The sequence below is a fragment of the Pseudoxanthomonas sacheonensis genome, assembly GCF_010093305.1.
Taxonomy (GTDB): domain Bacteria; phylum Pseudomonadota; class Gammaproteobacteria; order Xanthomonadales; family Xanthomonadaceae; genus Pseudoxanthomonas_A; species Pseudoxanthomonas_A sacheonensis.
On sequence record NZ_PDWS01000008.1, the window covers coordinates 148,554 to 165,077 of the forward strand.

General features: G+C 63.2%; 10 protein-coding genes and 2 pseudogenes. 7 read left to right on the forward strand and 5 right to left on the reverse strand.

Annotation, left to right across the window (positions count from 1 at the left end):
* The first annotated feature begins 30 nt into the window (after positions 1-30).
* The 4 genes from CSC73_RS09195 (at position 31) to CSC73_RS09210 (ending at position 8,278) form a co-directional block, all read left to right on the forward strand.
* Positions 31-2,298, forward strand: coding sequence for a winged helix-turn-helix domain-containing protein (locus tag CSC73_RS09195; protein ID WP_163840136.1), 2,268 nt, complete (start codon positions 31-33; stop codon positions 2,296-2,298).
* Positions 2,299-2,433: 135 nt separating this feature from the next.
* Positions 2,434-3,390 (forward strand): helix-turn-helix domain-containing protein, encoded by a 957-nt coding sequence (locus tag CSC73_RS09200; protein WP_163840137.1) that lies wholly within the window; start codon positions 2,434-2,436, stop codon positions 3,388-3,390.
* Positions 3,391-3,455: 65 nt separating this feature from the next.
* Entirely contained in the window at positions 3,456-6,263 is a 2,808-nt protein-coding gene (locus tag CSC73_RS09205; RefSeq protein ID WP_163840138.1) for a TonB-dependent receptor, read from the forward strand.
* Positions 6,264-6,409: 146 nt separating this feature from the next.
* Complete coding sequence (locus CSC73_RS09210; protein ID WP_163840139.1) at positions 6,410-8,278, forward strand: sulfotransferase; 1,869 nt, start codon at positions 6,410-6,412, stop codon at positions 8,276-8,278.
* A gap of 55 nt (positions 8,279-8,333) precedes the next feature.
* Here the strand turns inward: CSC73_RS09210 and ppa are convergent, their stop codons facing one another.
* The 3 genes and pseudogenes from ppa to CSC73_RS09220 form a co-directional block, all read right to left on the reverse strand.
* Complete coding sequence (gene ppa / locus CSC73_RS09215; protein WP_163840140.1) at positions 8,334-8,882, reverse strand: inorganic diphosphatase; 549 nt, start codon at positions 8,880-8,882, stop codon at positions 8,334-8,336.
* A 153-nt stretch (positions 8,883-9,035) separates the two neighbouring features.
* Positions 9,036-9,437, reverse strand: coding sequence for an OmpA family protein (locus CSC73_RS18460; RefSeq protein WP_246197472.1), 402 nt, complete (start codon positions 9,435-9,437; stop codon positions 9,036-9,038).
* Positions 9,426-11,468 (reverse strand): annotated as a pseudogene (locus tag CSC73_RS09220) (sodium-translocating pyrophosphatase); the annotation flags it as partial. The gene CSC73_RS18460 and the pseudogene CSC73_RS09220, both read right to left, overlap by 12 nt.
* 263 nt (positions 11,469-11,731) lie before the next feature.
* Between CSC73_RS09220 and CSC73_RS09225 the strand changes: the two are divergent.
* Positions 11,732-12,250 carry a hypothetical protein gene (locus tag CSC73_RS09225; protein WP_163840142.1) on the forward strand — a complete coding sequence of 173 codons (519 nt, stop codon included), beginning with the start codon at positions 11,732-11,734 and terminating at the stop codon, positions 12,248-12,250.
* 197 nt (positions 12,251-12,447) lie between these two features.
* Here the strand turns inward: CSC73_RS09225 and CSC73_RS09230 are convergent, their stop codons facing one another.
* Both CSC73_RS09230 and CSC73_RS09235 read right to left on the reverse strand, forming a co-directional pair.
* A complete protein-coding gene (locus CSC73_RS09230; RefSeq protein ID WP_163840143.1) occupies positions 12,448-12,996 on the reverse strand; it encodes a DUF2846 domain-containing protein in 549 nt (182 codons plus the stop codon).
* Positions 12,997-12,998: 2 nt separating this feature from the next.
* A complete protein-coding gene (locus CSC73_RS09235; protein WP_163840144.1) occupies positions 12,999-13,727 on the reverse strand; it encodes a hypothetical protein in 729 nt (242 codons plus the stop codon).
* A gap of 465 nt (positions 13,728-14,192) precedes the next feature.
* Here CSC73_RS09235 and CSC73_RS09240 point away from each other — a divergent pair.
* Positions 14,193-14,432 (forward strand): annotated as a pseudogene (locus CSC73_RS09240) (leucyl aminopeptidase family protein); the annotation flags it as partial.
* A 321-nt stretch (positions 14,433-14,753) separates the two neighbouring features.
* Positions 14,754-16,524, forward strand: a 1,771-nt coding sequence (locus tag CSC73_RS09245; RefSeq protein ID WP_163840145.1) for a DUF6531 domain-containing protein, incomplete at its 3' end; no start/stop codon positions are given.

Sequence of the window (16,524 nt, forward strand, 5' to 3'; positions counted from 1 at the left end):
ACACTATCCATACGGAATCCAGAACCACACATGCTCAATCCCCGCTCCCAGCCGATTTACCAGGAATCCGACCGTCTGCGGGTCGGCGAATTCGTGGTCGATGTGCCGCGCCGGGAAGTGGCGGCGGCCAACGGACACGAACCGACCCGGCTCACCATCAAATCCTTGCACGTGCTGCTGGCGCTGGCCGGGCAACAGGGCAAGGTGGTCAGCCGCGAAGCGTTGCTGGAATGGGTCTGGCCCGACACCCTGCCCACCGACGATGTGCTGACGCAGGCGATAGGCCAGCTGCGCAAGGCCTTCGGCGACGATCGCGACGCGCCGCGTTACCTGGAAACCATTTCCAAGGGCGGATACCGCCTGCTGGCGCCGGTGGAATGGCTGGACAACGCTCCGCCGTCCCCTGCAGAGGCGGTCTTGGTGGAAAGCGAGGCCCCTGTGGTCGCCCGCATTGCTGCGCCGCCCTCGGCGCCTCGCCGCAGCAGACGCGCCTGGATGGTTGCGGCGATCGCGCTAGTGAGCGTTGCCGGCGCCGCCGCGGTCTGGCATTTCGCCCAGCGCGCGCCCGTCGCGGCACAAACGGCATCGGCGGCCGATCCCGCGGTGGTGGAACCCCCGCTGCCTTTCGTGACCATCACTTCCAGGCCGGGGCGCGAGGTCGACGCCAATCTGTCGCCCGACGGCGCCATGGTTGCCTATGTGCAGATCGACGAAAAAGGTCACGGCACCATCGTGTTGCAGACTACGGTGCACGTGCCGCCGCGTCCGCTGACTTCCACGCCCGCCGGCTACAGCGACACCATGCCGGTGTGGTCGCCGGACGGGCGCACCATCGCCTTCGCCCGTTTCGATGCCAGCAGCCGCTGCCAGATCATGCTCATCGCCGCCAGCGGCGGCAACGAACGCAAGATCGCCGATTGCTTCGCCGGCAGCGCCGCCAGCTACGACTGGACACCGGACGGCAGTGGCCTGCTGATGGGCCTGGACACCAAGTTGCCCGGCGAACGCAGCAGTCCTTTGCGCTTGCTGGATATCGCCAGCGGACAATGGAAGGCGCTGGACTATGCGATTTCCGAAGGCGACATCGACATCGATCCGCGCTATTCGCCGGATGGGAAATGGATCGTGTTCCGCCGGGCCATTTCGCTGTCGGACCTGTGGAAGATGCCGGCCACGGGCGGCACGCCGCAGCGGCTGACCCACGTGAAGAGCGACATCCGCGGCTGGGACTGGCTGCCCGACGGCAGCGGCCTGCTCTTCAGTTACATCGGCAACGATATCGGCATGTTCCGCTACGACATGGCCAGTGGCGCAGTCACTCACCTGAAGATGGACGGCTTCGCGGTCTTCCCCGATGTGGCCCGCAATTCGCCCGCGCTGGCGTTCACCGTCGATCAGTCCACTTCGGGCGTCTTCCGCCTGACACTGCCTTCCACTCCCGATGGGAAAGTGGCCAAGGAACGCGTGTTTCCATCCAGCCGTTCCGACATGCTGCCGGCGATCTCGCCCGATGGCCGCAGCCTGGCGTTCATTTCCGACCGTGGCTCGCGCCTTGAACTGTGGCTGGGCGAACTGGCCAAACCCGATAGCGCGCGGCCGGTGCAGGGCATCATGCCGATTCCGCGCCATGTGCCGGTCTGGTCCGAGGACGGCAGCCGGATGCTGGTGGTCGGCAAGCAGGACGGCCAGCAATCGCTTTACGAAGTGGAAGTGGAAAGCGGGCGCATCCATCTGTTGCCCGTGCCTGCGCCCAGCCCGATCTATGCGGCCTACACGTCGGATCCGAATCTGCTGCTGGTGGGTTCGGATAGCGGCGAAGGCCGGTTGCGCGCGGTCCTGTACGACCGCTCCAAGACGCCCTGGCGCGAAATATCCAGCCTGCAGGACGTGGCGCTGGTGCGTTTCGATGTACCCAGGAACCGTATCTACTTCACCCGGGTGACCAAGCCGGGCATCTGGAGCGCAAGCCCGATGCTGGACGATCTGCAGGTGCTGGACGCGCATCGGCCGCGCATGGCCAAGGACTACAAGCGCTGGGCGATCGGACCGGACGGCGTGTACTACATGGACTGGAGCGAACGCTGCGCCACCGGCTGGATCAGGATGGGCTCGCCCGAGTCGCAGCCGGCGTACTGCCTGGACCGCGACGTCGAAGCCTGGCCGTTGCCGCCCACCATGGACCGCTCGGGCAAGCATATTTTTCTCACCCTGGATGTCTCCAACAACGCAGATATCGGCTTCGCCGACATTTCGGCCATGACTTCCGGCACGGCGGTTGCGAAACGCTCAGACGATTGATCGCCTGCGCAAATGGTTGAAGCAAAAGGGAGTTACGGAATTTTGGAAAGATATCGGAAAAATTTCGTGGCGATTTCCTGAGATTCGGAGCTGTCTGCATCAAACCAAGGGCCAATCCCCCATAAGGAAACGGCCATGAAGATGCAAACCGCGTGGATAGACCGCAACCAGCTGCTCGAAGCCGGAGCCGATTTCAACAATCCTGAACTGGTCGGGGTGGTGGCGGTGAGCCGCACCGGCAGCATCGTGCTGCAGTCGCCGCTGGTTTCGTTCTGGGTGGTGGTGCGTGGCAGCGCCGACCTCGAAGCGCGTGAAGGCCGTTTTCACCTGCGGGCGGGCGAGTGGGTGGTGCTGGAGCCGGATTCGCGCCCTTCGGTCTATGCCGAACGCGGCAGCCTGGTTCTGGGCGTGACCCTGTCGCAGGCCATGCGGCCGCGCATCAAGCAGTTCACCCATCTGGATCTGCACACCGGGCGGGGCGAACTGGACAGAAGCGAGCTCCGCCAATGCCTGCGGCTGTGGCGCCAGAGCGGATTGTTCGGCAAAAGCGGACGCGTCTACGCCAGCGACGAAATCAATCCGCTGGTGCCGTTGCTTCGCCATATCTGCAACGTGCAGTACGACTTCAGGCGCCTGATCGACCACTGCCCGGGGCGCTCCATGCGGCGCAAGAGCCAAGTGTTCGACCGCATGCAGCGCGCGCGCCTGTTCCTGGAAGGCAACGTGGACCGCAACGTGCGGCTGGCCGAGCTGGCCGAACTCAGCAATGTCTCCACCTGGTATTTCACCAAGATCTTCCACGCGCTCTACGGGGAAGGCCCGCAGGCCATGGCCGCGCGCCTGCGCCTGGGACGGGCCGCGCGCCTGCTGGCCGAGACCATGCTGTCGGTCAGCGAGATCGGCGCGGTCTGCGGGTTCGAGAACAACTGCAGCTTCTCGCGGGCATTCCGCGAACGTTACGGCACGCCGCCTTCGCTCTACCGGCTGGAAGCCAAGGGCGGCGGCGTTCCAGAGACCACATCGGGCGTCACGCCAGACTCCGCACAGTCACGCGGCAGCGAAGGCAAAGCAGTCCTCGCGTTCGGTACGTAACTTCGTCGGGCGTTAACAGACTCCTAACGAATCACGTACTCATCACGAAACACGGAGATCCACCCATGATCTACAAGACACTACGGCGCGCGTCGCTGCCGGCTGGCATCGCTTTGATCCTGGCGTCGCCGCTGGCGTTCGCACAGGAAACCGAAACCGAGCAGGACGCCACCACCCTGGACCGCATCGAGGTCACCGGTTCCAACATCCCGCGCACGCAATTGGAAACCTCTTCGCCCGTGCAGGTGATCTCGCGCGAGCAGATCGACCGCACCGGCAAGGCGACCATCGCCGAATTCCTGCAGACCCTGACCGCCGATGGCGCCGGCTCGATTCCAAAATCCTTCGGCACCGGTTTCGCGGGTGGCGGCGCGGGCATTTCTCTGCGCGGCCTGGGTGCGTCTTCGACCTTGGTGCTGCTGAACGGCCGGCGCATCGCGCCCTACGGCTTGGCCGACGACGGCCAGAAAGTCTTCACCGACCTCAGCGTCATCCCGATGGATGCGGTGGAACGCGTCGAAGTGCTGAAGGACGGCGCCTCGGCCATCTACGGCTCCGACGCCATCGCCGGCGTGGTCAACATCATCCTGCGCCGCGATTTCACCGGCGTCACCGGCAAGGCCTCCTACGGCATCTCCGGCGATAGCGACGGCAATGCGCGCAAGGCTTCCTTCACCGCCGGTATCGGCAACCTGGCCGAAGACGACTTCAACGCTTTCGTCAGCATCGACGTCAGCAAGACCGACGGCATCGCCATCAGCGATCGCCGCAACCGCAAGTGGATCGGCAACGGCGACCTGAGCCCGTACGGATACCTGCCTTTCGGCGGTAGCCAGTTCTTCAACCTGGTGGGCAACATCATTCCCGGCGTGATCGATCCCGACACCGGCGAATTGCTGGCCGGTAACGCTACCAACTCGCCCGTCGGCAACATCCGCGGTCCCGATGGGCAGTATGTTTCGCTGCCGGGCTGCGAGGAGTTCCCGGATGTAGGCGTGACCGATCCGAATGGAGGCTGCCTGTGGGAGACGCAGCAGTTCCGCAGCCTGACGCCCAGCGAAGAGTTCGGCAATTTCTTCGCACGCGCCACCTTCAAGCTGTCGGATAGTTTCGATCTCTATTCCGAAGTCGGCTACTCCAAGAAGAAGAATGTGTTCTACAACACGCCTTCCGGCGTTTCCGGTTCATGGGGTTACCCGGGCGGTCCGGTCAACGCCAGCAGCGGGCCGGGCGCGACCGTGCTGGGTGCCTTGCATCCGGACAATCCGCTGGGCGTCGACGCGCGCCTGCGCTACGCCGCGTTCGACGTCGGCCCGCGCGTCACCCGCAACACCAACGAGTTCAGGCGCTTCCTGGTCGGCGCCAAGGGCAATTGGGGCGAGTGGGATATCGATACGGCCTACCTGCATTCGTCCACCGCGCTGGTGAACGAGCGCGATGGTTTCCTGCGTTACAGCGCGGTGCGCACCGCATTGACCGATCCCAACAGCCCGGTCGGCTGGTGGCGCATCGGCGACGACGCCGATCTCAACACCCAGGAACTGTACGACTTCATTTCGCCCACCATCCACGCCAACGCCTCGACCACCTTGAACATGATCGACTTCAAGGCCTCGCGCGCGCTGATGGATCTCAAGGGCGGCCCGTTGGGACTGGCGGTCGGTGCCGAGTACCGGCGGCAAAGCGCCAAGCTCTCTCCGCAGAGCTTTACCGACCAGGGCGACATCATCGGCCTGGGCTATTCGGCTTACGGCGGCGTGCAGAAAGTGGCCGTGGCCTATGCGGAAATCGCCGCGCCGGTGACCGAGACACTGGAGCTGTCGGGAGCGTTCCGCGTCGACAAGTACCAGGGCGGCGACACCGCCACCACGCCGAAGCTGGGCGTCAAATGGAACCCGGCCGACTGGATCGCCTTGCGCGCCAGTTACGCCGAAGGTTTCCGTGCGCCCAACCCGGCCGAGAACGGCGACGGCGGCCTGGCCGGTTTCAGTACGGTCCGCGACCCGGTACGTTGTCCCGGCGGTGTGCCGGCGCCTGGCGCCACGGCGGCCGATTGCGGCGTGAACCTGGCCATCATCACCACGCCCAATCCGGACCTGGAGCCCGAGGAGTCCAAGAGCTACAACATCGGCATCGTGCTGGAGCCCACCTCTTCGACGACCATGACCTTCGACGCCTGGCGTATCAAGCGCACCAACGAGATCAACCAGGGCGATACGGAAGAAGCCCTGGCCGCCGGCCGCGGCGTGCGCGGCGACAACGACCTGCCGGGCATCCCCAACAGCGGCACCCTGCTGGCGGTGAGCGTGGACTACATCAACTCGTCCTACACGCAGGTCGAAGGTTTCGATTTCGACATCAACCAGCGCTTCGACATGGGCCGCTTCGGCAAATTGGGGTTGGATCTGCAATGGTCGCGCCTGCGTTCTTTCGAACGCGATGACGGCACCGGCGTGGTCGAGTACGCGGGAACGCACGGCAATTGCGACGTGACCAACTGCATCGGCACGCCGAAGGACCGTGCGAACTTCGGCGCCACCTGGGATGTCGGCCGGTTCAGCCTGAGCAGCGTGGTCAACTACATCGGCAGCTTCAAGAACGTTGCGTTCGAGGGCGACACCTGCGCCAACAGCTTCGCCGACGGCACCGACGCCCCGCGCGGCTGCCGCATCCCGTCGTTCTACACCATCGACCTGTCCGGCCGCTGGAAGGCCACCGATTCGTTCGAGGTGTTCGCTTCGGTGCTGAACGTGACCGACAAGATCGCCCCGCTGGATCCGCTGACCTACGGCGCGGTCAACTACAACCCGCTGCATTTCAGCGGCGCGGTCGGCCGTTACTACACGGTGGGGGCGAAGTTCAGCTTCAACTGACAGCCTCAGTGCGACAGGGCCCCGGCATGCCGGGGCCTTTTTTTTACTGCCGAATCCGGGACAGGACGTGATTGCCCCGAATCGTGCTTTGACAGTTAACCGGACCGACACCACACTTGCGGCATTGGAATCGCCCCGGAAACACAATGAAATTGCAGGTCCCGTTCATCCAGCTGCCCATCTCGTTCGACGCGGCGGCCCTGGCCGAGGAAGTGTCGAAGATAAGCGAGGACGCATGGCGAGCCCATCCCGACGGAATCCCCGGCAACAGCGCGCTGACCCTCATCACCACCGGCGGGAATCCGGACAGCGATGAACTGACCGGCGCCATGCGGCCCACGCCCTGGCTGGAGCAATGCCCCTACCTTGTGCAGGTGCTGGATGCGCTCGGCGGAACCTGGGGGAGAAGCAGGCTGATGCGGTTGTCGGGCCAGTCCGAGGTCACACCGCACGTAGACGTCAACTATTACTGGCGCGAACGCATGCGCGTGCATGTGCCCATCGTCACTACGCCCTCGGTACGCTTTCAATGCGGGGAAGGCGAAGTGAACATGGCACAGGGCGAGTGCTGGATCTTCGATACATGGCGCCGCCACCGCGTACTCAACGAAAGCAACGACGAACGCATTCACCTGGTGGCCGACACCGTGGGCGGCGAACGCTTCTGGGATCTGTTGGCCAATGGCCGCGCCTCCGGCCAGGACCGCGCTGGCTGGACGCCTCGATTAGTGGGGCCGCGTCCAGGCTTCGTTCCCCAACTAGATTTCGAAAACGTCAACGCGCCGACAGTAATGACTCCTTGGGAGTTGCGCGACCACATGGTGTTCCTGTTGGCCGATGCGGTACCGACACCGCAGCTGGCTTTGGTGCAGCAGGCCATGTTGCTATTCGCGCGGCGCTGGCAGGCATTGTGGTCCTGCTACGGCGAAAGTCGCGAAGGATGGCCGCGCTATCGCCGGCTACTCGACCTGTCGTGGCAGGAATTGCGCGCGAAGGGCGTTGATGGCATCGGCCTGAAGAACGAGTTGGGGCTGGCGCGCGCGCTGTCCTCGTACATTTTCGACATGGCGTTGTCGGACCGGGACACGCGCAGCGATGCCGCCAAGCTGGACAGGCATGGCGAAGCGCCTGAGCGCGGCAAGCCGGCTACACCGGCGGCCATCGCCGCGCGGGGCAAGGACGGGTCCTTCGACCGCCCCGTCTTCATCGTCAGTTCGCCGCGTTCGGGATCGACGCTGTTATTCGAAACGCTTTCCGCCGCACCTGGCGTTTATACCATCGGCGACGAGAGTCATCAGTTGATCGAAGGCATCCCGGGATTGGGACCGGGGCAAGGAGGGCGCGATTCCAACCGGTTGCTGGCCGCCGATGCCACTTCGCAGGTCGCGGCACGACTGCGCGAACGCTTTCTAGAAAGTCTGCACGACCGGGATGGGCGTGCACCAGGTACGGCTTCCGTGCGCATGCTGGAAAAGACGCCTAAGAACGCGCTGCGCATTCCTTTCCTGGCTACGGTATTTCCGCAGGCGCGTTTCATTTTCCTGCACCGCGACCCGCGACAGGTCCTGGGCAGCATGATCGATGGTTGGCAATCAGGGCGTTTCGTCACGTATCCCAACTTGCCGGATTGGCGGGGGTTGCCCTGGTCGTTCCTGCTCACGCCAAACTGGCGCGAACTTTCGGGCTTGCCATTGGGGGAAGTGGTGGCCCGACAATGGGAATGCACGCAGCGCATCCTGCTCGAGGATTTGGAAGCCTTGCCTGCCGAGCGCCGCATCGCGATCGATTACGGCCAGTTCCTGGCAGATCCGCAGGGACAGGTATCGCGCTTATGCGACTGGGCCGGTTATGGCTGGGACAAGGTACTGGGCAGCCAGCTGCCTTACTCTCGCTCCACCACATCGGCGCCGGATCCGGAGAAATGGCGCCGCCATGCAGATCAGATCGAACCGAACCTGCCCGACTTGCAACCCATGATCGACCGGGCCGGGCGTATGTTCGGTACCCGAGGGTGAAAAAAAGCCCCGGAGAAAACCCCGGGGCCCCATGCTTTGCGGTCGAGCGTGGCGATCAGAACTTGGGCTTTTCCACACTGGATTCATAACGGGTCATCGACTCGCGCAGGATCTGCTTGGCTTCTTCCGCGCCGCCCCAGCCGTCCAGCTTGACCCACTTGCCCTTCTCCAGGTCCTTGTAGTGCTCGAAGAAGTGGCCGATGCGCTCCAGCCAGTGCGGCGAGACCTGGCCGATATCCTCGATGTGGGCGTAGCCGTTGAAGACCTTGGTGGCGGGCACGGCCAGGATCTTCTCGTCGCCGCCGGCTTCGTCGGTCATACGCAGCACGCCGACCGGGCGGCAGCGGATCACCGAGCCGGGGATCAGCGACAGCGGCAGCACCACCAGCACGTCGGCCGGGTCGCCGTCGCCGCACAGGGTGTGCGGCACATAGCCGTAGTTGCAGGGGTAGCGCATGGGGGTGGAGAGGATGCGGTCGACGAAGATCGCGCCGCTTTCCTTGTCCACTTCGTACTTCACCGGCTCCGAATCCTTCGGAATCTCGATGATGACGTTGATTTCGTCCGGCGGGTTCTTGCCGGTGGCGACGTGGTCCAGGCCCATGCCTTGCTCCAACTTGCGAATACGGGGGCGGGCATTCTAACCGCTTGCGTGTTGCGCCGCAGCAGGAAGAGCCTCCTCCCTTGCGCAGCAGGGGAGGAGGCAGGAAAAAGGCGGCTTTAGCCGCCTTTTTCGGTCCTGGATCTGGAATCGGGCCTATTCGACCAGGATTTCGACCCGCCGCGCTTCCTCCGGGCTGCCGTCGCCGGTAGTCAGCACCGGCTTGTCCAGCACGATCCGCTCCTGCGCGATGCCGTTGGCAAGCAGCAGTTCCTGCACGGTCTGGGCGCGGACCTTGGCGATTTCCTCGTTGGCCGCCGCGCCGCCGGTGGCGTCGTGATAGCCGGAGACCCTGGCTTTGCTGCCGGGATTCGCCTGCAGCGTGGCGATCACGCTTCCGATAGCACCCGCATTGGACGGGGCGGTGGCGCCGACTTCGAAGTAAAGCCTGGCCAGATGCGCATCGTCCGCAGTGGCGCTGATCGCAGCAGGCGCATGCGCGCCGCCGGTATCGCTACCGCCGCTGCCCAGCCAGCCGTTGACCGGTAGCACCGGCACCAGCAGCAGGGCTACGATGTTGATGATCTTGATCAGCGGATTGATCGCCGGGCCGGCGGTGTCCTTGTACGGATCGCCGACGGTGTCGCCGGTAACCGCGGCCTTGTGCGCCTCGGAACCCTTGCCGCCATGGTGACCGTCCTCGATGTACTTCTTGGCGTTGTCCCAGGCGCCGCCGCCGGTGGTCATCGAAATGGCCACGAACAAACCGGTGACGATCGTGCCGATCAGCAAGCCGCCCAGCGCCTGCGGACCCAGCAACATGCCCACGATCACCGGCACTGCGACCGGCAGCAGCGAGGGCACGATCATTTCCTTGATCGCCGACTTGGTCAGCAGGTCCACCGCCTTGCTGTAGTCGGGCTTGCCGGTGCCTTCCATGATCCCGGCGATTTCGCGGAACTGGCGCCGCACTTCCTCCACCACCGAACCGGCCGCGCGGCCGACGGCTTCCATCGCCATCGCGCCGAACAGGTAGGGGATCAGGCCGCCGATCAGCAGGCCGATGATCACCATGTGGTTGGACAGATCGAAGGTGAACACGTTGCCCGGATGCGCGGTCTGCAGGTTGTGCGTGTAGTCGGCGAACAGCACCAGCGCCGCCAGCGCCGCCGAACCGATCGCGTAACCCTTGGTCACCGCCTTGGTGGTGTTGCCCACCGCGTCCAGCGGGTCGGTGATGTTGCGGATTTCCGGCGGCAGTTCCGCCATTTCGGCGATACCGCCGGCGTTGTCGGTGATCGGGCCGTAGGCGTCCAGCGCCACGATCATCCCGGCCATCGACAGCATCGCGGTGGCCGCGATGGCGATGCCGTACAGGCCGCCCAAGGCGTAAGCGCCCCAGATCGCGATGCACACCGCGATCACCGGCAGCGCGGTGGATTTCATCGAAATGCCCAGGCCGGCGATGATGTTGGTGCCATGGCCGGTGGTGGACGCGGCGGCCACGTGCTGCACCGGCTTGTACTGCGTGCCGGTGTAGTACTCGGTGATCCACACGATCACCCCGGTCAGCGCCAGTCCGATCAGCGCGCACCAGAACAGGTTCAACGCGCCGTAGCTGGAATCGCCCATCAGCTGCGTGGTGATGGGGTAGAAGGCGATCGCCGCCAGCACGCCCGACACGATCACGCCCTTGTACAGCGCGCCCATGATCGAGCCGCCTTCCTTCACCTTGACGAAGAACGCGCCGATGATCGAGGCGATGATGGAAACGCCGCCCAGCACCAGCGGATACAGCACCGCATTCTTGCCCGCCTGGTCCATCATCAGGCCGCCCAGCAGCATGGTGGCGATGACGGTGACCGCATAGGTTTCGAACAGGTCCGCGGCCATGCCGGCGCAGTCGCCCACGTTGTCGCCCACGTTGTCGGCGATCACCGCCGGGTTGCGCGGGTCGTCCTCGGGAATGCCGGCTTCCACCTTGCCCACCAGGTCGGCGCCCACGTCGGCGCCCTTGGTGAAGATGCCGCCGCCCAGTCGCGCGAAGATCGAGATCAGCGAGGAACCGAAGGCCAGGCCGACCAGCGCATGCAGCGCAGGTTCGCCGGTGATGCCCATGCGGCCCAGCACCAGCCAGTAGCCGGCCACGCCCAGCAGGCCCAGGCCCACCACCAGCATGCCGGTGATGGCGCCGCCGCGGAAGGCCACGTCCATGGCCGCGCCGATGCCTTTGCGCGCGGCTTCGGCGGTGCGCACGTTGGCGCGCACCGATACGTTCATGCCGATGTAGCCGGCCGCGCCCGACAGCACCGCGCCGATCAGGAAACCGATCGCGGTGGGCCAGCTGAGGAAGAATCCGACCAGCACGAACAGCACCGCGCCGGCGATGGCGATGGTGGTGTATTGCCGGTTGAGATAGGCGCTGGCGCCTTCCTGGATCGCCGCGGCGATCTCCTGCATGCGGGCGTTGCCGGCAGGTTGTTTCAGGATCCAGCGTGCGGAAATGATGCCGTAGAGAATCGCAATCGCGGCGCAGACCAGCGCCAACGTCAAACCCCAAGCTTCCAGAAAACCATGTTGTTCCAGCATGACCCCTCCCAGGTTGATGGATGCAATCCAGCGAACCGCTATGAGGAACGTCAACGCGACAACCGGGCAAGTCACTCGAACTAGGCAGCGGACTTGGCGACCGCAGGAACGATTCAGTGTTCCGGCAGCCCGTGTCGCGGTGTGTTCAGCAATCCCTGGAGCCCGCCGAGTATGACCGGATGGACCCGCAGCCGCCAGACGCCGGGCCGGGGTTCAGCCGCGGCGTGGCAGCCTGCGGCCTTTGCAACAGCATGGAGAACCGCATGCGACTGATTCCGACCCTGCTGGCCGCTGGCGTTGCCGTGGCTTCTTCGCCCGTTTTCGCGGCCGATCCGGCGCCCGAGATCCAGCGGCCGACCGGCACCGCGCAGGCGGTGGGCGCGGCCCACACCTTGCGCACCATTCCCGAGGCCTGCGCGCGCCTGGAAGGCATGTTCGTCGCCGATGCGGCGCAGCCGTACAAATACGCGGTGGTGCGCACCAGCCCGCAATGCCAGCCGCGCGCCCGTTTCGTGGATTTCGCCAAGGCCAAACCTTCGCTGGCGGGCGGTTGGAAATTGAACGATGTGATCCGCGTGCCCAACGCCGCCTGCGCCTCGCAACAGGCCGTGGTGCGCGTCTGGCGCCTGCCGGCCGACAACACGCCCAAGCTGGACGGGCAGGGCAGCGCGCGCGTGTATCTGCAAGAAGCGAAGGAGAACGCCGCCGCCGGCAAGAAGCTGCCGCCGGTGACGATGTATGCGGCGGAGATGAAGGTCGAAGGGAAGGGCTGCGGCGGCTGACGCATAAAAGGACGCGGCGATATTACATAGGGTGGGCCTTGGCCCACCGCGCCTCGAACCTGTCATCCCGAGCGCAGCGAGGGATCTGCTTATATGCATTCTGGAAGTCAAGGGCGCCAAGCAGATCCTTCGCTGCGCTCGGGATGACAAAAGAAAAAGGCCGCTTGTGCGGCCTTTTTCTCTCAAAACAGCTCCGCTTATTTTTTCTTGATCGGCTTGGCGGGCTTCAGCTTGCCGGCCAGTGCATCGAAAGCGGCCTGGTCGGAAGGCGAGAGGTTGGGGCGGCCCGCGAAAACGCCCATGGTGATGCCACCGGTCACGTAGTAGGTTTCGCCCGCTTCCACTTCCAGGTTGAGGATGTCCTTGGCCTCGGAATGCACGGTGTACTCGTGCGCGCCCGGTTCGACCACGGAGACGAAGTAAGTGCCGTTGCTCAGCTTGCCCAGCTCGTTCTCGCCTTCGCGCACTTTGTAGCTGACCGCGCCGCCGACGAACTTCTTCTCGCGGAAGAACACGATCTGGCCCTTGCCGGCAGGAGGGGCGCCGATGGAACCGCTGGCGGCGGGCGCTGCGGTGGCGTCGCCGGCTTCTTCGGCAACGGCTTCGGTCGCCTCGGCAGCCGGTTCGGCCGTTTCCGCAGCAGCGGCTTCCGCGGCGGCGGGTTCTGCGGCTTCGGTTTGTGCATGGGCGTAAGCGGGGCAGAGCAGCGCCAGTACCAGCAGCGAACGGTGCAACTTCGAATACATGGTTATTCCTTCGGTTCTTGGGTGGATTCGGTGGTCGTGGATCGGGTTGTCGTGCCTTCCGGGACGGGTTCGGCAGGCAGTAACGGGGTCGGCGGTACGGCGGTGGGGTTCTGGTCGGCAGTGGCCGCGCTTTCCGAAGCGATTGCGACCGGTTCGGAAACTTGTGCGTCCGGCTGCACGGGAAGCTGCAGTTCCTGCGCGATTTTCGCTTGCGCCAAGGTGCCGGGGGGGATCACGATTTCGCGGCCGTGCACGAAAAGGGCCAGTGGTCCGAGGGCGAAGGAGGTGGCCATGGCCGCGTTGGTGTTGTCCTTGCCTCTGCCGCCCAGCTTGAGTGCGCGCAGCGGAACCTGCGTTCCCGCGGTTTCCAGGTAGCGTGCGGCGATCAGCAGTTCGCCTGCCTTGCCGCCGCTGCGCGATTTTTCGGCATGCACGATTTCGCCCACGCCTTCCACGCCCGGGGCGAGCACGGGCTTGCCTTCGGCCAGAACGGGCTCGGCAAGACGCAATCGGAATTTATCGCCGCGCTTGACCAGCGCAGAGTTCAAGGGTTCGAGGATCTCGATGGTCACCGCGGTGCCGTCGGCGATGCGGCAGCAAGTGCTTGCGTCGTTCGTTTGCGCCGGCGGCGCCGTCTCCGGTGCGTCGCTGCGCACGGACGGCGCGGCCTGCTGCGCCAGGCAGCACGGCGCAGCCGCCAGTGCCAGCAGCACGTATCCCCACTTGAGCATAGTCCCCCGACCTGCTGTTTCCCCTGCGGGGGAGGCTAACCTAATCGGGCGGGGGTTCCAATAGGGGTGCCGCAATCAGTGGATGAGAGGGGAAGCGCTTTGTGCCTGGTTTTGGACGTGCGCGTGCGGAACGACAGGGCAGGCGGGGGCAATGACATTGCGGGCTGCGTTTGAGATGTTGAAGGCACGCTATCCCGCATGACTCCAGGGTAATCCCTACCGCGAGTCGCCTAATCTTTGTAGAGCCGAGCTTGCTCGGCAGCTTTTGATTCCCCACGAGAGCAGCCGAGCAAGCTCGGCTCTACAAAGCGTGGCGGAAGATCTCGCTTTCGCTTCGTGCCCCGGCTGTTCGCGATCAGCAACTATACCGAGCGCCGTTGCTGAGTAGAGTAAATATTGATTGGGAACGGATATTTACTCTGACCCCTTGGAGTCTGAGATCGACAACACCGATGCCGAGGGCCGCGTGATCCTTTGCGACACCTCAACAGCGGCATCGCCGATATGGCCAATGCTGGCTCGCGCATGGCCGGTGCGGTGACCGCTGCGCTGTATCTGGAACGCTTCGTGCCTGCGCAGCAGAAGTGGGCGCATCTGGATGTGTATGCGTGGAACGACAGCGACCGTGCGGGGCACCCTGCGGGCGGTGAGGCGATGACATTGCGGGCTGCGTTTGAGATGTTGAAGGGGCGTTACTTACAGTAGCTGCGCTCGCGAAAGCGGACGCTTGTTTCACTTCTTGCGCACCTCGGTTCCTTATTTTTCAGTTTGCGCCATTGAGTATCAACAGTGCGCGGCCCCAGCTCGCTTCCTTTGCGGGATCATCTCCGCAAATGTGAAGTCAGTAGCATTTCTATCAACTGAGAATCGCTTGGTTGCAAAGCTTGCATCCTGCCGCGTATACAGGGCTATCGCTAGAGGCACGCCGCCGGAAAATGTGGTCGGCGGAACAGTGGGGTCAGAGAACATATTCGTTTCAATCGCATATGTTCTCTGACCCCTTTATTTATTAGGGGATATGTACGTATGCGACAGCATCACTCGTTCTCGACAGCGGGACAGATATCGCACGTCGCAATTTTACGACTGTTGCTCACTGTGCTCCTTGTTTTGGCGGCGACCTCGTTATTTATTAAGAGTGCTTACGGAACTGAAACCTACGCTCCGATCAGAAAGTGGGCTGTTGACAACTGGTATCAGGACAAACCGCAATGGCATAGGCGTGGCTTTGCTGATGCTGAAGCTTCGTTCAAGACTGACTGGGCCGACTTCGAAACTCCTTGCGCTCCTGGTCAATCCTCTTCATGGAACTACGACTCCTGGTTTTATCAACAAAACACCGGATATCAGCCCGAGTCGATAGCGGGAGCGACTTATATATTCAAGTACTGCGCGAATTCGCAACTGTATGGCCCATACAATTATTCCTCGGTTTCGTTGAGGCACTGGATCTGCGCTGATGGTGCTTGGCACGAGCCTTTGCAAGCGGGAAATCCAGAGATATGCACCCTTGAAGAAGATAAAGCGGAGCCAGACAAGAACAAAGGCGCGCCACCTTGTCCCGATCAGTGTTTCGGAGATCCAATTAATGCCGGCACGGGAAACAAGTTCGAAACGAGAGCCGAGTATCGGGGCCCGGGCGAATTTCCACTGGAATTCAGTTGGACCTACAACAGCATGGGGTCCTCGCCGGCAAGCGATCCTTATGGCGATATGGTCGGATTCTCGAGGTCGACGACGTTCTCCAGAAGAGTCAGTGTGTCCGCGTCAGAAGGCATTACTACCGCCTATGTCAGCCGTCCGAACGGCTCCTCCCTGAGGTTTGACAAACAAGGATCCGCATGGATTTCAAGTGCCGGGACTCCTGAAACGCTAACCTCGGTCGGAGCGCCAATTCAATCCTGGATACTTGAGGATGCGTCAGGAAGTCGCGACCACTTCAATGCCGACGGAAGATTGCTGGCGATGGCGAATGCTGGTGGCAAGCGCATAACTATCGCCTACGATTCGTTGGGCCGCATTGAATCTGCGACCGATGAGAGCAATAGGAAGCTGATTTTCAGCTATGGCCCGGGAAGCCTGCTGGAAAGCTTGACTTTGCCCGAGGGATCATCGCTTCTGTTCGACTACAACGCCGCCGGCTATCTGGAGAAAGTTACCTACCCAGGAGGGGCATTTTTGTCCTATCTCTATGATGAAAGTGGATATGTCCAGCTCAGCGCCAAAGGCGCCCTCACCGGCGTGATGGACGAGAGCGGAATTCGCTACTCAAGCACCTACTATGACGCAACTGGGAAGGCCACTGCCACGGAGTTGGGCGGAGTGGATCTTCAATCCGCCACATATGTCGAGGCAGCTGCTGGGGGATATGCGTCAAGCACGAGCGTAACCATGTCTTCAGGCGCCTTGCGTGAGATTGAATTCCAAGTCGAGAAGGGGCGCGTAGTTCCTAGTTCGGTAAGCACCACATGTTCCGGATGCGTAGGTCAAAGCGTCGCTTATGCCTTTGATGGAAATGGTTATGTGGATACCGTTACTCAAAATGGCGTGGTTTCTGACCTGGATTACGATGTTCGCGGCCTGCTGACCCAGAAGATCGAAGCGGCCAACGACACCACCGGCAAGAAGCGCACCACGCAGACCGATTGGCACGCTGACTTCCGAGTTCCAACCGAACGCCGGGTGTACAACGCCGCCAACACGCTTGTCGCCAAGTCTACGTACACCTACAACACCCGCGGCCAGGCGCTGACCGCTTCGCAGATCGATCCGGCCACCAGCGTTGCCCGCACCACCA